This window comes from Lentibacillus sp., assembly GCF_035301925.1.
In the GTDB taxonomy this organism is placed as follows: domain Bacteria; phylum Bacillota; class Bacilli; order Bacillales; family Amphibacillaceae; genus Lentibacillus.
The window spans coordinates 1-22,967 of record NZ_DATGTI010000010.1 but is presented as its reverse complement, the minus strand read 5'-3'; the positions used below and the strand labels follow the sequence as shown (position 1 = coordinate 22,967).

Sequence of the window (22,967 nt, the reverse complement as noted above, 5' to 3'; positions counted from 1 at the left end):
GCAAATCCTTATCGTGTTAAAACAATAAAAGTAATGGAATGATTCCCCCTAGATTATCAACTAGGGTGAAGTCTCTTCCCTTATTTCTCTGGTGCCTTTTAGAAAGCAGAGCAAGCAGATAACATGTGCGGGAAAGGTCCGAACGTAAGCGTCGGCACAGAAAACTTGTGCGGGGGTGTCGTGAACTTGTGCGAGAACGACGTGAACTTGCGCGAAAACGCCATGAACTTGTGCGAGAATCACATGAACATGAGCCCTGGTACAGAAAACTTATTCGAGAAAGCCTTGAATTCTTGCAGGGACCATTGAATTTGCTTTCGTCATTCTGAGGTGTTCTTTAATTTTGGCATTAAAAAACCCGTCCTGGCCGATTGTGAGAAAAACTCGGCACAGTCCGCCGTGATAAGTGGTTTCCCTGTCGGTGGACAAAAGCTCGTGACGAAGCCTAGAACACAAAACAGCAGATTGAGAGCAAAATTCCCAACCTGCTGTTTTGTATTCTTGATCACTTTTACCTACTTTTTGAACCTTCATTTCAACCGGTAAAATTGTTCACTCAGCTGTCCGACAATATCTCCTGTGCCAAAAGTTCATACGATTTCTTCCTGGCTTCATAACTGTGAGTAATGGTGACGATCATCCATTCATCCGCCTGGTACTCAGACTGCAGCTGATCAAGCTGCTGTTTGACTTCACGCGGGTTACCGACGATAAGATTTCGCTTCATATTCTGCAGTTTTTCTTTTTCCTCATCCGAGTAGTCATAACTTTTTGCTTCCGAAACAGTCGGTACCTTGCCATCACCTTCCCCCTTATCGCGCTGAATGCTCCACAATAGAGGGCTCAGGGCGAGATCCCTGGCTTCCTCACTCGTTTCGGCACATATCACTGAAACAGTCACAATTTTTTCAGGCGTTTTATCCGGATGCTGTTCGGCAAATTTTTCGCTGTAGGATTTGATAATGGAAGGCCCGTCCTGATCACTCATAAATTTGCCAAATGTGTATGGCAGCCCCTTTTCAGCAGCAGCCAGCGCACTTTTCTCACTCGTCCCAAGCATCCACGGCTGTGGTGGCATTTCCGGAACAGGGGTTGGTCTGATTTTGGCATACATGTCATCCGCTGCAAAATCATGCCGGAAAAAGCGCAGTAGTTCATCAAGCTTATCAGGCATCTGGCGGACATTTTCCAGAAAATTGCCTGACAGTGCCATTGATGCTTCAGCCGAGCCCCCGGGCGCACGTCCAATGCCCAAGTCAATCCGGCCGGGGTATAATGTTGCCAGAAGATTATATGTTTCGGCTACCCTGAATGGCTTATAATGGGGCAAAAGTACAGCACCGGCTCCGACCCGTATCCGTTCTGTATGCGAACCAATAATGCCAAGCATGACATCAGGGTTCGGACAGGCAAGCCCGGAAAAATCATGGTGTTCGGCAATCCAATACCGGGTATAGCCAAGTTCATCACCCAGTCTGGCAAGATCAACCGACGCATCTAATGCTTCTTGTGGCGTTTGGCCTGTTGAAATGGGTGATTGATCCAATATACTGAGTTTCATTCAACCATGCCTTCTTTCTTATTTTGTTTCCTGGTCTGCTCCGAGCTCATCTACCAATTTCTCCGCGGCTCTTCGATAGTAATTGCTCATATTGGTGAACATTGCAATCAGCATTAACTGCTCCAGGTATTCTTCATCTTTGTCTTCCAATTTTCGAATTGCTTCTGACGCTTCATGATGATGGTCCTGGAGATCCGCTTTGAATTTTTCGGTATTGCTCGAAACCATCTGAAGATAACACGTATAAAGTTCCTGTATATCAAATCCCTCATCATTAGTGATTTTTTCATTGAGGCGTGCCAAGACCGTCTTGACATCATTTATGGATAACGCGCCTTTCATCTGATAAATCATACTGATCAGTATCAGATGTTCTTTGGAATATCTTTTGTTTTCAACGGGGAAAAACAATTTCCCTTTTGCATAATTATTAATCATTGTTTTGGTCAGGACCTTCTCATCCTCGTTGCGCTTCGTATCGGCAAATTTTCGTTCAAACAATTGAATGACCTGATCCATATATAAGTTCAAATCCGGAATGTCTTCGAGCGACAAATGACTGTCCAAATGCAGCTCTTCAGCTAATGTTTCCATAGTCTTCATAACAAAAACTCCAATGATGATATTTTATATTCATTATACTGAAGAAATTTGTATGAGCCAACCATTGACTAGATTCAAAAACATGCGTATTATGATGATATAGTTTTAAAAACTACTTATAGTTATAAAGGTGTTGAATTTTATGTCCTTGTCAATTCGGGAACCTGTTAACGGGCTGACACATTTATTTGGAGCTATTTTGTCACTGGCAGGGTTAGTTGCCTTAATTATCAAGGCTTCAAGCACCACTGGCTCTGCATTGGCCATTACATCCGTAATTATATTTGGTGTCAGCATGATTTTATTGTATAGTGCTTCAGCAACCTATCATATGGTTATTGCGAAAGATCATATCATTGCATTTTTGCGGCGGATTGATCACTCCATGATTTTTGTATTAATCGCCGGAACGTATACACCACTCTGTCTGATTAGCCTGGGAAATGTAACTGGCTGGGTACTGTTTGCGGTTGTCAACGGGCTGGCATTGGCAGGCGTTATTTTTAAATTAGTCTGGTTTCATGCACCAAGATGGCTGTCCACAGCACTATATGTTACGATGGGGTGGATCATTATTTTCTTCAGTTCTGCCCTGTTCCCGATTATCGGTGGTAACGGCATGCTCATGCTCATGATCGGCGGCGTTTTTTACACCGTTGGCGCATTTATTTATTGGCTGAAACCAGGATTTTTATCGTTTAAACATATGGGATTCCACGAGATTTTCCACATATTTATTATGTTCGGCAGCTTGTTCCACTTCATCTGTATTTACGGCTATGTGCTTTAACACTGATCAAAAGGGTGCAGTCGTTAATGGACTGCACCCTTTCGCTTAATACGATATCATATCTGAAAGCACGTAATGATAAAGTAATTTTTCGGTGTTTTCCAGTGAAGCTTCATGTGTCCGTTCATAGGCATGTGAAGAATCGATGCCGGGGCCGATTAATCCATGCACGATGTCGTTACCGGCACGGATGGCTGCTGATGCGTCGGAGCCATAGTACGGATAGATGTCCACCTTATAGCCGATATGGTTTGATTTTGCAAGTTCCACAAGGTTTTGACGCAAACCGTAATGGTATGGGCCGCTGGCATCTTTTGCACAAATGGAAACAGTGTATTCATCGGTCGATTGGCCGTCACCCATAGCACCCATGTCGACCGCCAAATATTCGATCGTTTCCGTTGCTATATTCGAATTGCCACCGTAGCCGATTTCTTCGTTATTGGAAATGAGGAAATGGGTAGTATAAGGCAGTTTCTTATTTTCTTCCTTCAACCGTTTAATCAGCTGCAGCAAAATGCCGACACTTGCCTTGTCATCAAGATGGCGTGATTTGATGAAACCATTATCGGTCAGCTGGACACGCGGATCAAATGAGACGAAATCACCAACTTCAATGCCCAGTTCACGAACATCCTCACCATTTTCCACTTTAGCATCAATTTGGACTTCCATATTTTCCTGGTTACGCTTTGCATCACCGGCTTCTTTATACACATGTACAGACGTTTGATGCATCAGGATCGTTCCGGTAAACACGTTTCCGCCCGCCGTATGGATTTCGCAGTATTCGCCTTCAATGGCATTATATTTGAAACCGCCGATCAAATCGATTCTAAGGCGGCCATTACTTTTAACTTCCTTCACCATAGCGCCAAGTGTATCCACATGGGCGGTCAACATCCGGTGTTTGGCAGTGTTTTTCCCTGGCAAAGTTGCAATCAGGCCGCCTTTATTATTGCGCGTTGTGTCGACCTCCAATTCTTTGATCCTGCCTTCAACAAATCGAATGACATTTTCCGTATAGCCTGACGGGCTCGGAATTGACACGATATCTTTAATCAATTCTTTTGTTTCGTTAACATTAGGATATGTCGTCAATATGCTCGCTCCTCTCGTTTATCCCGCCTTAACAGGCAGTAAGATCCACGCTGCAAGATTTTAAGAAAAACGAAAAAGATAAGTGGAGGATCTGGACTTTTAATGTCAGTTACCACCCGAAAAGCAGTCAGTGTCCGGTCTGCACTCTCCAATCTTTCCACGGAATCCCTTCTTCCTCCACTGTTTTACCAGATTCGGGCTGGCATTCGCTAAATTCACCAAATCCACATGGTATGGCAGTGTTTCTATTTCATATATGATTATAGCATAATCCTTTCCATGTCAGTAGATTCTCATCCAAGAAATTCCGCCAAATTGGCATCAATCAGATGGATTTCATTTTCATTCAAACCAAACGCTGCTGCTGTATATTGGTCGATTTGGTCATTCAGTTCTTCTTCCTTCTCAGCCAACTGAACCATCACCCGTTTTCTGTCCCAAAAATATTCGAGCCAGTCGTTTTTTTCAGTAAGGGATAATCGTCTCAGTTTATCAATTTGTTCAAGCCATTCGTCAGCATCCCACTCATAAAACGATTGAAATCTGACAGGCAACTTATCGATTTTCAACTCATGCAACATAACGTTTTCCATTGCGTTCAATACCTTGCTTTTATCACGCTGCAGATGAAGCATTTGATTCACGGCTTCCGAAATCTGCTTCTCTTCTTGTTCCGGTACATCAGGAACTGGAAACATCCTTAAATCTTTCACCTTAAATTGCGGAAACGTTTTTCGCTGGAATTTATCAAATTTATGAATGAACCAGAACGTTGTGATTTTGGAATTCATCACACCAAGCAAGAACAGCGGGTCTTTTTGAAAATCGATTATGTTATTGGAATTACGGTCATTTAAAATATCTTGTTCTGTATAGACAGCATGAATCGCATATTTTAATTTCGAAGGTATCTGCCGGGCCAGAATCCGCGGTACCGTAAAAATCTGTTCCTTCCTCCTTGCCGCAAGATTCGGACCATATTTCAGCCAGCTTCCGCCCCAGTCAATATGATATCGGCAGACATCACGACCTTCCAGATACATCCAGTAGGAATCATCTATCTGTTTATCACTGTGGTAAACCCTGTTATCTTTCATGTCTTTTGTTTGTACCGGATCACCTTTGCCAACTTCGTACGCGACTAATCCTGACTTCACCGTGGCAACCGAACCCAAATCAAGATTTCCTGTTTCAATTTTTCTCATGACATCTACAGCCTGTTTATCTTTCATCAGCGAAATATTGATAATGCTTTGCTCATCCAGCAGTTCATCCGGAGCAACCTCCGCTACAATGTCAACGTGCTCGTTCACATATTCACCCAGTTTAACCGTTGTTGGTTCTTTTTTCTGGAAAATAATAAAACACGTGTCAACATCAGCCTCGGAGAACATTCGGTCGTATATGTTGATGATCTTGAGATTTCCGGTGTTATTCAGCAAAAAACGGCGCATTTTCTTAAATGAGTCAATCGTCAGGCATGTATTTGGCACGATAAAGGCAAGCCAGCCGCCTTCTTTCAGTAAATGATAAGAACGCTCGATAAATAACAGATAAGTGTTAATCTGATATTCTGTCAGTTCATAATGGCTGTTGAAATAGGTTTTTTCATCGTCGGTAAACCCTTTATCTCTGGCAAAAACATATGGCGGATTGCCAATGATGATGTCGAAACCGCCGTCATTCATGATTTCCGGGAATTCCTTATGCCAGTCAAACGCTTTATCCGATACACCCGGCTGACTGATTATCGAATCCCCCGTTTTCAAATTGTCATCAAGCGACGTTAATTCATCATGTTTATTAGCCGTCTTCAGCCATAAGGAAAGCTTTGATATCTCAACACTTTCTTCATTAAGATCCACACCAAATAGATTATTATTTAAAATATACCGGTTAATATCAAACAGCTCAGCCTGGCCCTCCTGCATCTCTTCCAATTTTTTGTTGATTTTGCCGCCTTCTGAAATCAGATTATCAAACGCCATGTTCAAAAATGCACCACTGCCAACAGCCGGATCAAGGATTTTAACCGCTCGCAGCTGCTGCTGTAATTTATGGTAAAAATCAATATGCTTTTCAACCGGCAACATTTTTTTTCGTCGTTTATCCGGTTTTGTTTTTCTAAATATTTCAAAGTCTTTTTCGGTTAAATTCGGAAGCTCGTCTTCGTGTAATTCCTGTTTTCTGTCATCAATCCAGTTAAGCAATGTTTCCTGCAGCAACAATTTCGTGACACCGGTTGATGTATAAAATATTCCCTCTTTTTTCCGCTTGCCCTGTTCCGGGTCAAATACGTTATCCGTTATTTCAGATTTTATTTCTTCAATATCATTGATCGATTGTTCGAAAATATGGCCGAGTATATTGACATTAAGTTCAGTGGAAAAGTCATATTCCGTTATCTTTTCAAATAATGGAAAAATATCGTCTTGGATAACGAGCTGATCCAATATATCATCTTCATTAAATAACCCGCCATTAAAGCGGTTGATATTCCGCTCAGGATTTCCATGATTAATCGAATGGAACAATCCTTTCAGCTGATTCCATATTTTAGTGCTGCTCATATCAAACGAATGTTTGGCCGCCTGCACAACTTTCCGGAATACATTATGCGGCAGAAGACCCGTGTCTTCACAGAAACAAACGAATATAAACCGATCAAGGATTTTTTGCGTTTTTTCGAAAATTACCAGTTCGTCCAGCTCGTTGTTTTGCTCGCGTAAATGTGCAAATAATTCGGTCCGCACCTTCTTGTAATCCCGGTAGAACGCCCGGGAGATATGTTCTTCTTCTTTTTCATTATTGTCGTATAGTATATCTGTTTTGGACCGGCCATCACGGTCAATCAGATGATCTTTACAAAGCAAATAATAAAACGTCTTGAAGACTTCAGTATTTTCTTTTAAATCTTGCATAAAAAACTGTTCATATTCGGTCATTGTGGAAGCATTATAAAAACGAATTTCTTTAAAGTTGGAAACAATTACCCAGCGGCAGTTTTTATATTTATATTGGAACGAAAATGCCTGTTCAACCGGAGATTGGTTATTGGCCCTATTTTGTTTCCTGTCCAGATCGGTCTTCGCGTCTTTTAACTCGATCGCAACACGAATATCACTTGTGCTGTCAGAAAAGTAACCCAGCGCCCCATCAGCCTTGGTGCCGTCTATGACTGTTTTTTGTTCCTGCTGCAGGTTCCAAAACTGTTCACCGATTCGTCCCTTATATCCAAGAATATATGAAAAGATCTGGGTCAGAAAATCTCCCTGAACCGCTTCCTCCTTCGTTTTTTCAAGATCACTCTGAGTCAAAGAATAATACCAGTTGGCGAATATTTTCTGTTTATTCTCAAAATCCGGTATGTTTTCAAGCTTATAGTGCTTAAGTTCATTTTTGATCTGTTTTCGGTTAAATATGTAATGCTGCATCATGTCACCTGCTTATGAAAGTTGCGGAATACCCATATTATAGCACAGGGAGGTTTTATATGTTTGAGGGGCTGATAGCAACATTACATGGCAGGCAGCTGAATGTATATCACATTCAAAGCTTTATGATGGTTTGTGTCATTCATCCTACAACAGCGTATGCCATGGTCAGAAAAGCGCCGCTGACGGCTGCTTAAAGAAAAAGACTATTCATTATTATGGGGTATGGTAAAATGGATATAACCCCTTGCAGAAAGGGGGGGAGTGGATATGGAGACGTGGTTAATTCTTTTAACGTCTATCATTAATTTGACAATCGCTGTTATTAACTTGACAGCTGTCATTTTAACAAGACGTAAAAAGAAAAAGGACTCTCTCATAAACAGAGAAAGCCCAAACAACCATGGAGAGGATTAATTTCCTCTCCCCCATATTCTACTCTAATTATAAACCATTTATAAAAAATACGCAAGAAAAGAAGTGATAACATGCTTTGGATTTCGCTTTTTATTTCCATTATTGCATTGGTCATATCCGTATATACGTTGATTTTGATAAAACATAATAAATAAAAAACCACCAACATATGTATTGGTGGAGACGGTGGGAATCGAACCCACGTCCAGAGATATCGTCACTCAGACATCTACACGCATAGTTGACATATTATCATTCGCATACCGTTCAGCCTGCCAACGGGCTTCCCGGCAGCTAGTCTGATTAAGTTCTGCCATCATCCTCAGACGGTGGATGACGGAATAGCCCGCTTCATTTGAGACCCTTCAATCTGCCACACGGGCGATGGCAGGAAGGATCGCTTTAGGCAGTGCTTAGGCAGCTGCTAAAGCAGGTGTTTCTTGTTTTTCGCCGTTTATATTTAGCGAGTAACGTTTTACGAGCCGTAACCTCGACGCGCAGTCTGAGCTCGATCTATCCCTGTCGAATCCGTAACGTCCCCATTAAAAGAGTGGAGAATACGCCCGGATAGAACGAGCACTATTCATTTATTTGTCCTAATGACAATTGTTATTTTAACAAAAACACTGCAAAAGTCAAGTATAAGCGGGCTTTACTGCATACTTTCCTTCACAGCACGGTCAGCATCACGTTTCATTTGCTTACGTTTTAAATCTTCGCGTTTATCATATTTCTTTTTCCCTTTTCCAACACCAATCAGCACTTTGGCCACACCGTTTTTAATGTAAACTTTTAACGGCACTAATGAATAGCCTTTTTGCTGAATCAGACCGACCAATTTATCGATTTCTTTCCGGTGCAGCAACAATTTACGTGAACGGGTCGGATCATGATTGAACTGGTTCCCCTGCTCATACGGTGCAATATGCATATTGATAAGCTGCACTTCACCATTGCGATCGATGCGGGCATGCGAATCCTTCAAATTGATGCGGCCGGCTCGGATTGACTTGATTTCCGTTCCCCGCAGTACAATGCCGGCTTCATACGTATCTTCTATAAAAAAATCATGTCTCGCTTTTTTATTTTGTGCGATCGTTTTTCCATTTCCTTTTGGCATACGTACGTCCTCCCACTACTTCCGTGCAACTCATTTTAACAGAAAAAAACCGTTATGCCAATTGTCAACTGGGCTGCCGGCTTTCAGTGCCTCTGACAAACCACCGTCTTCCAAATATGCTATATCGCCGATTTTGCCATCTTTCATATGTGCATAACCGGTTACTTCGGCATCGTTTTGGTCACTCCCTTCTTTTTGATATTGTACTGTTACGCTGAAATTATAGATATTCTCATTGTTTTCGTTTTGCTCGATGTTAATATCAGCAACTTCCATCTCAAAGCCGTTTTCATGTGCAGACGACTGATAATCTATCGCATATGCCCCGATAAAATCGTTGTACCATGTCTTCTGTAAAATAGGCTTCATATTTTTCTTTGAGATAAGTTTCTAATTCAGTGGGCGTTTGCTGTTCATCACCTGCTGATGCTACACCTTTTCCGATAATGGTCATATTTTCCCGATCACTTAGTCAAAAAAAAGCGATTCATCTCCCCATTGAAATAGGAAGGATTCTCGCTTGGTTTCCTAAATCAAAAAGCCTGAAGTCATGTTCCAGTATACTCCAGGCAAACGGTTAACGAAAGATTCATAAAATTAAATAAACAATAACAAGCTCAATGCCATAACAGCCATTCCGCCAATCAGCCCATAAATCGAGACGTGGGCCTCATCGTATTTTTTAGCTGCGGGCAGCAGTTCATCAAGCGAGATAAATACCATAATTCCGGCAACAGCCGCAAATACGATTCCGAACATAACATCATTCAAAAACGGCATCAATATCAAAAAACCAACCACGGCTCCGACCGGCTCGGCAATGCCGGATAAAAATGACAGCCGGAATGCTTTACGGCGATCATTCGTCGCGTAATAGATTGGGACTGATACAGCAATACCCTCGGGAATGTTATGGATGGCAACAGCTAATGCAATGGCAACTCCCAATGCCGGATCTTGAAGCGTAGACATAAATGTCGCAATGCCTTCGGGGAAATTGTGAATTCCGATGGCCAGTGCTGTAAATGTCCCCATTTTCAGCAAGTCGGGATCTTTTATTTTTGTTCCATTTTTGTTCATGTCTTCAACTTTCTTCAATTCATGCGGGTTGGACCGTTTTGGGATAAACCGGTCGATTAAGGCAATCAGCAATATCCCGCCAAAAAAACCGCCAACCGTTAACCAATTTCCAGGTTCTTCACCCATGGCACCAACCAATGCTTCTTGTGCTTTGGCAAAGATATCAATCATCGAGACATAAATCATGACACCTGCAGAAAAGCCAAGCGCAAACGATAAAAATTTTGTATTGGTTGTTTTGGCAAAAAAAGCCAGTAAACTGCCGATACCGGTTGCCAGACCGGCAAACAGTGTAAACAAGAATGCCAGTAAAACATCATGTAACATGCTTCATTCACCTTCTTTGTTGTTCATGTTAACAAGTTTTGCCTTAGGGAAACATTTATAGACATAGTTATATTCTATTCCTTTAGCCCATCAAATGCAACCCTTTTTTATAAAAAAATAAAAAAGACTAATATGATGCTTTAAGCCGCACCATACTAGCCTTCCCCGTTTTCCGAGTATTATTTTTTCGCCTTTTTTGCCTTTATTTTTTTCCTATTTTTATTTTTGGGCTGTTTTGCTGTGACAAGCTCAAAATCAACAACACGTTCATCGGTATTTACGTTCACAACACGCACATCGACTTCCTCACCGATTCGGTATATATTACCTGTACGTTCACCGATCATTGCTTGGCTTCGTGTATCATAATGATAATAATCATCAGTCAGGTAGCTGACATGGATAAGCCCTTCAATTGTATTTTCCAACTCAACAAACAAGCCGAAATTCGTGATCGAACTAATGACACCGGTATATTCTTCACCTATTTTATCCTGCATAAGCTCTGCTTTCTTCAGATCATCGGTCTCACGTTCGGCGTCAACCGCAGCCCGTTCCATTTCCGATGACTGACGGGCGATTTCGGGCATCCGTTCTTTCCAGTGTCCGATCGTTTTTCCGTTCATTTGCTTATCGATCAGGTAGGTCCGGATCAACCGGTGAACCGTCAAGTCCGGATAACGGCGTATCGGTGATGTGAAATGGGTATAAAAATCGGTCGCAAGCCCAAAATGTCCGACGCTTTGTGGATCGTATTTCGCCTGCTGCATCGAGCGCAGCATCAGTTTGGAAACAATCATCTCCTCCGGCTTCCCCTTGACTTCTTCAATTACTTTCTGGAGTGCTGATGGATGAATTTCATTGGCCGTTCCCTTCACCACATAACCAAGTCCGGCAATGAATTCAAAAAAATGCTGGAGTTTGCTTTCATCCGGGTCTTGGTGAATTCGGTGTATGAATGGAACATCCATCCAATGAAAATGTTCTGCCACCGTTTCGTTGGCAGCCAACATGAATTCTTCAATCAGCCGTTCACCGACTGACCGCTCCCTCAGGACAACATCTACCGGTTTGCCTTTGTCATCAACCAGTACTTCCGCTTCTTTAAAATCAAAGTCGATGGCGCCACGGTTCATACGTTTAGCGCGCAGTATTTCAGCCAGTTTTTCCATATTCTCAAACATTGGAACAAGCGATTTATACCGCTCACGCAATGGCTCATCCTTGTCGACCAAAATTTTATTGACATCGTGATATGTCATGCGTTCTTCTGTTTTAATCACACTCTGGAAAATTTCATGATTAACCACTTCACCTTTGCCGTTTATCTCCATCTCGCAGGCAAGTGTCAGCCTGTCCACTTGCGGATTCAAGGAACAAATGCCATTGGACAGGCGATGCGGAATCATCGGAATCACCCGGTCAACCAAGTAAACACTGGTTGCGCGTTCAAATGCTTCTTGATCAATCGGGGAGTTTTCCTCCACATAATAGCTGACGTCGGCAATATAAACACCGAGCTTAAAATTGCCGTTCTCCAATTTTTTAACCGACACTGCATCATCCAGGTCCTTCGCATCGGCACCATCAATCGTAACGATCTGTTCATCCCTTAAATCACGGCGATTTTCCAATTCAGACGTATCGATTTCATCAGGCATACTGGCCGCCTGCTCCAACACCTCTTCCGGAAAATCGATTTTGATGCCATGTTTATGAATGATAGATATGATATCAATTCCCGGATCATTTTTGTGTCCAAGAATATGAACAACTTCCCCTTCAGCACTCATACGGCCTTCAGGATATTTCGTAATATGCGCAATCACCTTGTGTCCACTTACAGCACCGGCTGTCATGCCCTTAGGAATAAAAATATCATTCGGAATTCGTTTATCATCAGCGACAACAAAGCCAAACGATTTATTGTCCTCAAATGTGCCGACAACCTGATGGATGGCACGTTCCAAAATGCGGATAACCGTTCCTTCTGGCCTGTTCCCATCAGTATTCCGTTTTTCAATCCGGACCATCACTTTGTCATTGTTCATAGCTGAAGCCAGGTCGGAGTGATGAATATACACGTCTGATTGCCTCTCGTCATCTGGAATCAAAAAGGCAAAGCCTTTAGCATGCATTTGTACCCGGCCGCGGACAAGGTTCATTTTTTCCGGCAGCCCGAAACGGTTTTTGCGGGTGCGGACAAGCTCGCCGGACTCCTCAAGGGCATTCAGTGCTTTCACCAATTCCTTGAATTCAACAGCTTCTTCAAGCCCGAGTACTTCCTCCAGCTCACCCACTGACAATGGTTTATCACTATGTTCATTAAAAAATTTTTGTAAACGTTCCATCATTGATTCGCTCATGTTCTCACCTTCTTTCTAGTGCGTGTTCAAAAAGGAGGATAAAAAGGACCGAGAAGTTCGAGGCGGCGCAGTTTCGAGCAGCGGAATGTATGCCTTTAAATACATGAGCAGCAGAGAAACAAGCCAACGAAGAAATTCGACGTGTCATTTTTACCGGACTTTTTGAACATCCTTTTCTAATGCTATTATTCACGTATTGACCAAATTATAATCATTTTCGCCAGTTAAGTGATTCGAGGAATTGATAGATATCCTCGAACAGCTGTTCCTTTTCGTTGCCTATCGTAATGACGTGCCCGGATTCTTCGTACCATTTAATATCTTTTTGATCAGATTCCACATTTTCATAAATGAAATTGGCGCTGTCAGTGTTGATCATTTCATCCTGCCGTGCCTGAACGACGAATGCCGGGGTGTAGATCGTATCAATATGGCTGTTCACCTCATTGATCAATTCCCCCAAGTCATGGAACATGTCACGGGAATTATCAACCAGTTCCTGCACCTCTTTTTCAATCGTGTCTTTGTCCTTTCCTTGCAGTTGCTTAAATTCCTTTGCTTTAAATCTATATCCTTTCGTTAGTTGTTCTTCATTATCAAAAAACATAGGGGCACACATTGGGATCACACCTTTCACCTCTTCTGAGTAGGCAAGTTTCAGGCTCAGTACCCCGCCAAGTGACAATCCGGCTACTGCGATTTCTTTATAGCCGCGTTTTTTTAAGTGGTTAAAAGCTTCCGTCACATCCTCCCACCATTCATCAGCACTTGCTTTCACCAGTTCCTCAGGTTCTTTTCCATGCCCGCGGTAAATGGGGGCATGGCTTGTGTATCCTTTTTTCTCCAAAAACCGTCCAAGCATGCGCACATCCGCTGAATGTCCGGTAAACCCATGCAGCAGCAACACCGCACGCGGTCCCGCTTCAAACGTGAACGGCTCCGGCAGCTTAATTTTCATTTTGTGTTTCATCTCCTTCTTAGTGCGTGTTCAAAAAGGTGGATAAAAAGGACCGGCAGGCTAAGTTCGCGGCGACAATCACGGGCGCCTGCACTAGCACGTCAATCGCATCAACGTTCGAGGCGGCGCAGTTTCAAGCACAAGGAATGCTTCACCGAATCCGCATCGCACGCAGGAAAAGCGGTTTTCTTTTCCAAAGAGCGGGCTTCTCGCGTGTGCGGAAACTTCTGCAGTTGGCGATTGACGTGGGTTTAGCAGAAGATCCTCTATTCGACATGTCATTTTTATGCCAGACTTTTTGAACATCCTCTTTTAGATTCCTGCCTCATTATTATACCTTACCCGATTATAGCACTTCTGAAAAATGAAAAACCCTTATCATGATCACGATAAGGGTTTACCATTATTGAAGTATATAACCGCTCAGAAAAGCCAGCACAAAGAATAATACCCCGGTTACGATTGTACCCCGGTGTAAAAACAAATCAGCACCCCTTGCTTTCTGTTTGCCGAAAAGCTGTTCGGCTCCACCCGAAATCGCTCCAGAAAGCCCGGCGCTTTTTCCCGATTGCAATAAAATTAGAACAACCATAATGATGGCATCAATCAATAATGCTATATGAACGAAAGTTTCCATGTTAACAGCACCCCCAGTCGAAAACGCTATTCACCTAATAAGTACTTTAGCATAACCCTAACTACCATCGCAAGTTATCATTGACTTATTTTTGGACGTTTTGCACTTTCCATTCTATCATATTAGTAAGTAATCACACGTTAGAATGGGTGATGACACAATGGAAAAAACAGTCTGGTTAACCCGTCCGGATAACGTCGATATTCACTTGAAAAAATGGGTGCCTTCTGAAACACCGCCGGAAGTCGTTGTCCAGCTTGCCCACGGGATGGTTGAGCATATTGGCCGCTATGATCATTTTGCCCGATTCCTGTTGGAAAACAATATCGCCGTCTATGGAAATGATCACAGAGGTCACGGGAAAACCGGTGAAAAACAAGGAATGCTTGGCTATTTTGCTGATGAAAATGGTTTTGAAAAGGTGGCAGGCGACATGCTTGCTATCACAGAACAAATCAAAAAGACCATCCGGGTATACCAGTCATTTTATTTGGCCATAGTATGGGGTCTTTTCTTGCCAGACATTACATTCAAAAGCATAGTGATTTGATTGATGGCGTGATTTTGTCCGGAACAGGTTATTATGCACGATTCCTCACTGATGCAGCCCGTAAGATAGCTGCAAAACTTCCGCCAGCCAGACAATCGGATATGATGAACACGCTTGTCTTTTCGTCCTTTAACAGAAAAGTCCCAGACAAAAAGACAAATGTTGACTGGCTGACGCGTGATGACAGATTCATTCATAACTACATGAATGATCCCTATTGCGGGTTCATTCCGACTGCAGGATTTTTTAAAGATTTAATGACCGGTCTTTCAATCATTCACAACCCGAAAAATAACCGGCAAATCCGATCTGATCTGCCGATGCTCATCATCAGCGGCACGGAAGATCCTGTGGGTGACTACACAAGAGGTGTCTGGAAAACAGCTGCATTATATCATCAAGCAGATTTAGAAAATATTAAGATCATGTTATTGGAAAACGGACGGCACGAATTATTGAATGAGCTGGACCGTGATGACATATATCAGCACCTTTTGGACTGGATTATTGGATTGACAGGGACGAATTCTTGATTTGCCGAAGCATATACGTGTAAAATGGAACATGGAGCAAATTTCTATCGAAGGGTTGGTCAAAGATTATGATTCAAGGTATTGCCGCATCAAATGGTATAGCGATCGCCAAAGCTTATCAGCTTGTCACACCGGAATTAACCTACGAGAAACAATTAATTGATAATCCAAATAAAGAAGTCGAACGTCTGGAAAAAGCACTCAAAACATCAAAACAAGAGCTTGAAAAAATCCGGGAACATACAAGAAAAGAAATGGGAGATGAGCATGCCGAAATTTTCTCCGCTCATTTGCTCGTCCTTGATGACCCGGAACTGGTTAACCCGATCAAAGATAAAATCAAGAACGAAAATGTCATGGCTGAAGCGGCACTGGAAGAAACAACCGGTATGTTCATCGACATGTTCAAAAATATGGACAATGACTATATGCGTGAACGTGCTGCCGATATTCAGGATGTCTCAAAACGTGTATTGGCACACTTGCTTGGCGTCACCGTTCCCAATCCGGCTCTGATCGATGAAGAAGTGGTGGTTATCGCTAATGATTTAACCCCATCTGATACCGCTCAGCTGAACCGGGAGTTCGTAAAAGGTTTTGCAACAGACATTGGCGGACGAACATCACACTCGGCCATTATGGCGAGATCACTCGAAGTCCCTGCAGTGGTCGGTACTAAAGAAATTACAAGTGCAGTCAAACAAGGTGATATCGTCATTGTCGACGGCATCGAAGGAAATGTCATCGTGAATCCTTCAGACGATACATTAGCCAAATATAAAGAAAAACAGGCAACCTTCGAAGCACAAAAAGAGGAATGGGCTAAACTGAAGGACGAACCAACGATAACAGCCGATAAAGAGCAGGTTGAACTGGCGGCCAACATCGGAACACCGGATGATATTGACGGCGTGCTCACAAACGGCGGCGAAGGAATTGGCTTGTATCGAACTGAATTTTTATACATGGGCAAAAGCCAATTGCCAACAGAAGATGAGCAATATGATGCCTACAAAACGGTACTTGAGCGAATGGAAGACAAGCCGGTTGTCGTCCGCACATTGGATGTCGGCGGAGACAAAGAAATAAGTTATTTGGATTTGCCTGAAGAGCTGAATCCATTTTTAGGCTTTCGTGCCATCCGCTTCTGCCTGGAAAATGAAGAGGTGTTCCGTACACAGTTGCGCGCTTTACTGCGTGCCAGTGTGCACGGCAATTTAAAAATCATGTTCCCGATGATTGCGACACTGGAAGAATTCCGTCAAGCAAAAGGGATTCTTTTGGATGAAAAGCAAAACCTGAAGAATGAAGGTGTCAGCGTTTCAGATGATATCGAAGTCGGTATTATGGTAGAAATTCCATCAACTGCTGTCATCGCCAGGCAATTTGCCAAAGAAGTCGACTTTTTCAGCATTGGCACAAACGACCTTATCCAATATACGATGGCAGCTGACCGCATGAACGAACGCGTATCCTATTTGTATCAGCCATACCATCCGGCCATACTGAATCTGGTCAACGCGGTGATTGAAGCTGCACACGCTGAAGAAAAATGGGTCGGCATGTGCGGTGAAATGGCTGGTGATTCGATTGCAATTCCGGCATTGCTCGGGCTCGGACTTGACGAATTCAGCATGAGCGCCACTTCCATTCTGCCGGCACGAACCCAAATTCGTGACCTGTCACAGGAGGAAATGGCTTCCTGTAAAGACAAACTCTTGTCGATGGGCACTGCTGAAGAAGTGGTCGAATTCATCAAGGAAAAAACCAAATAACTGACTGCACCCGGAACCTAACTAAGTACCCGGGTGCTTTTATTTTCAGGACGATATTTAGACTCCCGAGCTGATCTGCCCGTTCTTTGAGTGCTGTTCTTCAACTTTCCTCTTCTGGTGATGCCGTCGTTCTTCCGTTGATATTCCTCTACGCTGTTAATCCTTCTCACCCACCGCGGATACTATCGCCACCTCACTTATTTTCACTCAGAAATAAACTCCACCTTATCAGTAATCGGTGTTCTGCCTTTATCACGGGGAATTTTTTCAGGATAGCCGATTTGCATGACTGCTGCAATTTTATCGGTCTTGCTATCCAGTCCGATTTCATCAACAAATCCTTTATCATGCATATAAGGGGTAATTGTCCAGAGCATGCCCACGCCATACTCCCAGGCGGCGAGCTGGGCATTTTGAATAAATGCACAAACACTGGCATACGCTTCCTCATACCGGATGGGATCTTCTTCTCTCTTAAAGTAGATCATGGCATGATGAGGGATCTCCAGCAAAAATTGTTTCATAGATTCAATCATTTTCTGTGTTTTCGTATCATCATTCGTTTTTAGCATGCCGATCCGCTGATAGCTTGTGATAATAGCATCAACGAAATCCCGCTTGCCTTCCTTCTCGTAAAGTTTTATATTCCAAGGTTCTTTCATATAATGTGTCGGCGCATATGACCCATAAGTAAAAATATCCTGTAAAATGGATTGGTCCACTTCTCGTTTTTTAAAATTATGGATCGACCGGCGGGATTTTATCACTGTTAATAAATCGATAGGTATCACCTCGTACAAAGCACGTTTTCCCCATTATGCCATTTACTGATTCACCTGCCCAGTCATGGTCGCCATAAAATAATGATAGAATTTCCAATAATCAAGTTCCAACGCAATACGGTGATGTTTTTCTTCTTCAGCTTCATTTTCCAATACGTCAACATATGGCCGGATATCGGCGATGCTTTGACCTCTTACAATACCATCAGCTGCCTGAACGATATCGACCGGTAAAAATCTAAAGGCAAACAAATCATCATATACGATTGCCATCAAAGTGACAACATCATGCAGCGGACTGCCCTGTATCCTTGGGTTTCGTTGTTTATAATAACGATAATAATAGTCCAAAAGTGGCTTGACAATTTGAGCTCTGCCAGCCTGGTCGATATAATCGACCATTTGCGGTGTCGCAATTGCCTGTGTCGTTACATTAAGTGGTACAATTGTCACATCGTGTGCATTCTTCAGAACAAGCTGTGCAGCAATCGGATCACCGTAAAAATTGGCTTCCGAGACAGCCGTGGCATTCCCCGGTACCCAAAACGCGCCACCCATAATATAAATGCCATGCACATTTTCCATTATGTAAGGATACAAGATAAACATCGTGGCAAGTGATGTTAACCTGCCAATATTGACGATCACTAAATCCTGATCACGGTACCGCTTAATAATTTCAACAACTTCAAAAAAATTTTCTTCAACACCTTCAGCATTATGAAGTGGCGGTTTAATCGGCCCAAGTCCATATTCTCCATGGATCTCGGGAAAAAATTCAGGCTTCTCTCCTGTCATGGGAATTTCCGCACCTAAAATAATCTCAATATCTGGATCGATATCAAACAGCCTTCTGATATAGTTCACATTCGCCATCGCCTTATCCCGTGAGACATTCCCATAATCCGCCACAACGCCTACCACATCAATCGCATCATCTAAAAAAGCATAAATTAATGCCACCGTATCGTCAATACCTATATCGCCAAAAACCAACACCTTTTTAGCCATTATATCCTCTCCCAAATTTGGAATAGTTACCCAGTTAACATTATTCGGTTGTATATTTGTCCTATTCCAAAATAAAGACACCTTCCTACTGCAGTCGTCCCGCAGTATTGAGAAAGGTGTCAAAAGGGATCGTTCAAGGATCGTTATTTTTTTAAATTATAAAATGCATTCAAACCGGCATATTCACCCATGCCTGCCAGCTCATCTTCAATCCGCAGCAGCTGATTGTATTTGGCAACCCGATCAGTGCGGGAAGGTGCACCTGTTTTGATCTGTCCGGCATTGGCAGCAACGGCAATATCAGCAATTGTCGCGTCCTCTGTTTCACCTGAACGATGGGAAATGACAGCGGTGTAGCCGGCACGTTTTGCCATTTCAATCGCTTCAAAGGTTTCAGTAAGCGTCCCGATTTGGTTTACTTTAACGAGAATGGAATTGCCGACGCCCTCTTCAATACCGCGGGAAAGTTTGGTTGTATTTGTTACAAACAGATCATCACCAACAAGCTGGACACGGTCGCCAATCCGGTCAGTCAGCAGTTTATGGCCTTCCCAGTCATTCTCATCAAGTCCGTCTTCAATTGAGATGATTGGATATTTATTGATCAGGTCTTCATACCAATCGACCATTTCTTCTGCTGTACGGGTGACGCCCTCACCTTTAAGGTTATACTTCCCATCCTCATAAATTTCCGAGGAAGCAACATCCATTGCGAGTTTCACTTCTTCACCCGGTTTGTAGCCGGCAGCTTCAATCGCTTCAACAATTGTTCCGAGTGCTTCTTCGTTGGAATCAAGGTTTGGTGCAAATCCGCCTTCATCGCCGACACCAGTATTATAGCCTTTGGATTTGAGCACCTTTTTCAGGGAATGGAAAATTTCTGCACCTGTCCGCAGTGCTTCCTTAAATGTCGGTGCAGCAACCGGCATGATCATGAATTCCTGGATATCGACATTGTTATCCGCATGCTCCCCGCCATTCAGAATGTTCATCATTGGGCTTGGGAGCGTCTTGGCATTGAATCCACCCAGGTAGTTATATAAGGGCAATTCCAGATAACTGGATGCAGCATGTGCGACTGCCATGGACACACCAAGAATCGCATTGGCACCCAGGCTGCCTTTGTTTTCAGTTCCGTCCAGTTCCAGCATGATCTGATCGATAATGTTCTGGCGTGTGACGTCAACACCAATTAACTCCGGTGCGACCACGTCGTTGACATTTTCAACGGCTTTTTCCACACCTTTGCCAAGGTAACGATTCTTATCATCATCACGTAACTCAACCGCTTCATATTCGCCGGTCGAGGCACCGCTTGGCACCAATGCGGCACCAAAGGCACCTGATTCGGTGAAAACTTCCACTTCAACTGTCGGGTTACCGCGGGAATCAAGTACCTCGCGGGCATAAACGTCTGTAATGTATGGCATCCAACCACTCCTTTATTTTTTGATTAATGATTCGCCGGTCATTTCATCTGGTTTATCAATACCCAATAAATCAAGTAATGTCGGTGAAAGGTCCGCTAAAATACCGCCATCACGAAGTTCTACTTCCTCTTTTGTGACGATGACTGGTACAGGGTTCTTTGTATGGGCTGTCATTGGATCACCTTCCAGCGTCACGACTTCATCCGAATTGCCGTGGTCAGCCGTGATAATGGCATTACCGCCCAATTCCAGTATTTTATCAACGACTTTACCAAGGCATTCATCAACCGCTTCAATCGCTTTGACGGTCGGTTTCAGTTTCCCGGAATGACCGACCATGTCCGGATTGGCAAAATTTAATATAATCGCATTGTGTGCTTTGGAATCAAGTTCTTTCAGCAGCGAATCGGTCACTTCATACACGCTCATTTCCGGTTTCATATCATACGTTGCTACCTTTGGCGAATCAATCAGCACGCGCTTTTCACCCGGAAATTCATTCTCACGACCGCCGCTCATAAAAAATGTCACATGCGGATATTTTTCCGTTTCAGCAATGCGCAGCTGTTTCATATTATGCTGTGACAACACTTCGCCGACTGTGTTGTCCAGATTGACCGGTTTGTAGGCGACATAGCCATCGATGGCTTCACTGAATTCGGTGAGCATGACAAAGTCAAGATTTTTAGGCGGATGTTCCCCGCGATCAAAATCATGAAAATCATCATTGGCAAACGTCCGGGAAATTTGGATCGCACGGTCCGGACGGAAATTGTAAAAAATGATGGCGTCATTATCTTCCACTTGACCGACCGGATTCCCATTTTCATCGGTCAAAACGGATGGAATCACGAACTCATCATAAATGCCATTCTCATAGGAATTGTCAATCACTTCATAAGGGTCCTGGTAAGCCGGTCCCTTACCATAGACCATGGCATCATATGCTTTTTTGACCCGGTCCCAGCGTTTGTCACGATCCATTGAGTAATAGCGGCCCGAGATTGTTGCAAACTGCCCGACGCCATATGCCTTCATTTTGTCTTCGGTTTGTTTAATATATTCTTTCGCTGTTTGCGGTCCGACATCACGTCCATCCAAAAATGCGTGGACATAAACTTTTTCCAGATGATGATCCTTTGCAAGTTTCAGCAGTGCAAACAGATGACTGATGTGACTGTGAACACCACCGTCAGATAACAACCCGAAAATATGCAATGCTTTATCATTTTCTTTGGCATGCTGAACAGACTTCAGGAAAGCTTCATTCTCAAAAAACTCGCCTTTCTGTATGGACAGGTTCACCCGTGTCAGGCTCTGATAGACAATTCTACCGGCGCCGATATTAAGATGACCGACTTCCGAATTGCCCATTTGACCGTCAGGCAGACCAACTGCTTCGCCGGACGCACGCAGCTGGTTATGAGCATATTTTTTCCAATAGCGGTCAAAATTTGGTGTGTTCGCCTGCTTGACCGCATTGCCCATTTCTTCTTCACGAAGGGCAAACCCATCCAGAATGATGAGTGCAGCTAATTTTTGATCCGTCATTTTGTACCTGCCTCCACCAGCTGCAAGAAAGATTCCGGTTCAAGGCTTGCACCGCCGACAAGTGCACCATCGATGTCAGACTGCTCCAGAAGTTCATCGATATTGGCCGGTTTAACACTGCCGCCATATTGAATGATGATCTGTTCCGCCACATTTTCCGACGTCATGTCTTTGACAACGTTCCGAATAAGTGAGCAAACCTGGTCAGCATCCGCACTTGATGCAGATTTGCCGGTGCCAATTGCCCAAATTGGCTCATAGGCGATAATCAGAGAGCCGATTTGTTCATCACTCAACCGTTTCAGGCCTGTCCGCACCTGGTTTTCAATGTGGCTCATCGTTTCATTTCCTTCACGCTGTTCAAGCGTTTCGCCAACACAGACAATCGGTGTCAAATCATGATTGAATGCTGCATGCACTTTTTTATTGACGGACTCATCTGTCTCAGCAAAATGTTCACGGCGTTCCGAGTGGCCGATAACCACATGTGTGACACCCAAATCCTTCAGCATCATGGGACTTACTTCACCGGTAAAAGCGCCGCTGTCTTCAAAATGCATATTTTGGGCGCCAACCTTTAAATGGCTCCCTTTTGCTTTCTCCACAAGAGATGGTAAAAACGGAAATGGTGCACAAATAATCGCTTCGACGTTATCATCTTTCGGCAATTTTCCCGTAACAGCATCAGCGAATTGCTCGGCTTCAGCCAGTACTTTGTTCATTTTCCAATTTCCGGCTATGACTTTGTTGCGCATAGTATCACCTCTCCAAAATTATTTGTCGTCAAGTGCTTTAACGCCTGGCAAAACTCTTCCTTCCATAAATTCAAGGGATGCACCGCCACCTGTTGAAACATGATCCATATCAGCGGCAAAACCGAATTTTTCAACAGCTGCCGCGGAATCCCCGCCACCGATAACCGTGTAGCCTTCCGTATTAGC

Annotated in this window: 20 protein-coding genes, 1 other RNA gene and 1 pseudogene; 5 read left to right on the top strand and 17 right to left on the bottom strand. The window is 43.3% G+C overall.

What is annotated here, in order from left to right:
• Window positions 1-556: 556 nt before the first annotated feature.
• Both VK080_RS01365 and VK080_RS01360 read right to left on the bottom strand, forming a co-directional pair.
• Window positions 557-1,561 (bottom strand): LLM class flavin-dependent oxidoreductase, encoded by a 1,005-nt coding sequence (locus VK080_RS01365; protein ID WP_324223011.1) that lies wholly within the window; start codon window positions 1,559-1,561, stop codon window positions 557-559.
• Between the two features lie 18 nt (window positions 1,562-1,579).
• Window positions 1,580-2,164, bottom strand: a complete 585-nt coding sequence (locus VK080_RS01360) for a DUF1836 domain-containing protein (protein WP_324223010.1) — start codon at window positions 2,162-2,164, stop codon at window positions 1,580-1,582.
• 142 nt (window positions 2,165-2,306) lie between these two features.
• Between VK080_RS01360 and trhA the strand changes: the two genes are divergently transcribed.
• Window positions 2,307-2,954, top strand: coding sequence for a PAQR family membrane homeostasis protein TrhA (gene trhA / locus VK080_RS01355; RefSeq protein ID WP_324223009.1), 648 nt, complete (start codon window positions 2,307-2,309; stop codon window positions 2,952-2,954).
• Between the two features lie 45 nt (window positions 2,955-2,999).
• Here the strand turns inward: trhA and VK080_RS01350 are convergent, their stop codons facing one another.
• Complete coding sequence (locus VK080_RS01350; protein WP_324223008.1) at window positions 3,000-4,055, bottom strand: M42 family metallopeptidase; 1,056 nt, start codon at window positions 4,053-4,055, stop codon at window positions 3,000-3,002.
• Between the two features lie 293 nt (window positions 4,056-4,348).
• Entirely contained in the window at window positions 4,349-7,492 is a 3,144-nt protein-coding gene (locus tag VK080_RS01345) for an Eco57I restriction-modification methylase domain-containing protein (RefSeq protein WP_324223007.1), read from the bottom strand.
• A 56-nt stretch (window positions 7,493-7,548) separates the two neighbouring features.
• On the opposite strand from VK080_RS01345, the gene VK080_RS01340 reads away from it, so the two are divergent.
• Window positions 7,549-7,686, top strand: a complete 138-nt coding sequence (locus tag VK080_RS01340; protein WP_324223006.1) for a hypothetical protein — start codon at window positions 7,549-7,551, stop codon at window positions 7,684-7,686.
• A 73-nt stretch (window positions 7,687-7,759) separates the two neighbouring features.
• A complete protein-coding gene (locus VK080_RS01335) occupies window positions 7,760-7,906 on the top strand; it encodes a hypothetical protein (protein WP_324223005.1) in 147 nt (48 codons plus the stop codon).
• A 175-nt stretch (window positions 7,907-8,081) separates the two neighbouring features.
• Here VK080_RS01335 and ssrA read toward each other — a convergent pair.
• The 7 genes from ssrA to secG all read right to left on the bottom strand — a co-directional run bounded on the left by ssrA (window position 8,082) and on the right by secG (window position 14,394).
• Window positions 8,082-8,447: a transfer-messenger RNA gene (ssrA, locus tag VK080_RS01330) on the bottom strand.
• A gap of 111 nt (window positions 8,448-8,558) precedes the next feature.
• Window positions 8,559-9,026: an SsrA-binding protein SmpB gene (gene smpB, locus VK080_RS01325; protein ID WP_324223004.1), complete on the bottom strand. Its 468-nt coding sequence runs from the start codon at window positions 9,024-9,026 to the stop codon at window positions 8,559-8,561.
• 30 nt (window positions 9,027-9,056) lie between these two features.
• Entirely contained in the window at window positions 9,057-9,395 is a 339-nt protein-coding gene (locus VK080_RS01320; RefSeq protein ID WP_324223003.1) for a hypothetical protein, read from the bottom strand.
• A gap of 228 nt (window positions 9,396-9,623) precedes the next feature.
• Window positions 9,624-10,433, bottom strand: coding sequence for a zinc transporter ZupT (gene zupT, locus VK080_RS01315; protein ID WP_324223002.1), 810 nt, complete (start codon window positions 10,431-10,433; stop codon window positions 9,624-9,626).
• 179 nt (window positions 10,434-10,612) lie between these two features.
• Entirely contained in the window at window positions 10,613-12,799 is a 2,187-nt protein-coding gene (gene rnr / locus VK080_RS01310) for a ribonuclease R (RefSeq protein ID WP_324223001.1), read from the bottom strand.
• A gap of 211 nt (window positions 12,800-13,010) precedes the next feature.
• A complete protein-coding gene (locus tag VK080_RS01305) occupies window positions 13,011-13,757 on the bottom strand; it encodes an alpha/beta hydrolase (protein WP_324223000.1) in 747 nt (248 codons plus the stop codon).
• Between the two features lie 403 nt (window positions 13,758-14,160).
• Window positions 14,161-14,394, bottom strand: a complete 234-nt coding sequence (gene secG / locus VK080_RS01300; protein ID WP_324222999.1) for a preprotein translocase subunit SecG — start codon at window positions 14,392-14,394, stop codon at window positions 14,161-14,163.
• 145 nt (window positions 14,395-14,539) lie between these two features.
• On the opposite strand from secG, the pseudogene VK080_RS15970 reads away from it, so the two are divergent.
• Both VK080_RS15970 and ptsP read left to right on the top strand, forming a co-directional pair.
• Window positions 14,540-15,477: pseudogene (locus VK080_RS15970) on the top strand (alpha/beta fold hydrolase).
• Between the two features lie 68 nt (window positions 15,478-15,545).
• Entirely contained in the window at window positions 15,546-17,252 is a 1,707-nt protein-coding gene (ptsP, locus tag VK080_RS01285; protein WP_324222996.1) for a phosphoenolpyruvate--protein phosphotransferase, read from the top strand.
• Between the two features lie 203 nt (window positions 17,253-17,455).
• Here ptsP and VK080_RS01280 read toward each other — a convergent pair whose 3' ends face one another.
• The 6 genes from VK080_RS01280 to pgk all read right to left on the bottom strand — a co-directional run.
• The gene (locus VK080_RS01280) at window positions 17,456-18,043 is read right to left on the bottom strand and encodes a nitroreductase (RefSeq protein ID WP_324223013.1); all 588 of its coding nucleotides are present in this window, start codon (window positions 18,041-18,043) and stop codon (window positions 17,456-17,458) included.
• 33 nt (window positions 18,044-18,076) lie between these two features.
• Window positions 18,077-19,045, bottom strand: a complete 969-nt coding sequence (locus VK080_RS01275; protein ID WP_324222995.1) for a nucleoside hydrolase — start codon at window positions 19,043-19,045, stop codon at window positions 18,077-18,079.
• A gap of 143 nt (window positions 19,046-19,188) precedes the next feature.
• Window positions 19,189-20,475, bottom strand: a complete 1,287-nt coding sequence (gene eno, locus VK080_RS01270; RefSeq protein ID WP_324222994.1) for a phosphopyruvate hydratase — start codon at window positions 20,473-20,475, stop codon at window positions 19,189-19,191.
• A gap of 12 nt (window positions 20,476-20,487) precedes the next feature.
• Entirely contained in the window at window positions 20,488-22,026 is a 1,539-nt protein-coding gene (gpmI, locus tag VK080_RS01265) for a 2,3-bisphosphoglycerate-independent phosphoglycerate mutase (protein WP_324222993.1), read from the bottom strand.
• Window positions 22,023-22,781: a triose-phosphate isomerase gene (gene tpiA, locus VK080_RS01260; RefSeq protein ID WP_324222992.1), complete on the bottom strand. Its 759-nt coding sequence runs from the start codon at window positions 22,779-22,781 to the stop codon at window positions 22,023-22,025. Before tpiA ends, gpmI begins: the two co-directional genes overlap by 4 nt.
• 18 nt (window positions 22,782-22,799) lie before the next feature.
• Window positions 22,800-22,967, bottom strand: a 168-nt coding sequence (pgk, locus tag VK080_RS01255; protein WP_324223012.1) for a phosphoglycerate kinase, incomplete at its 5' end; no start/stop codon positions are given.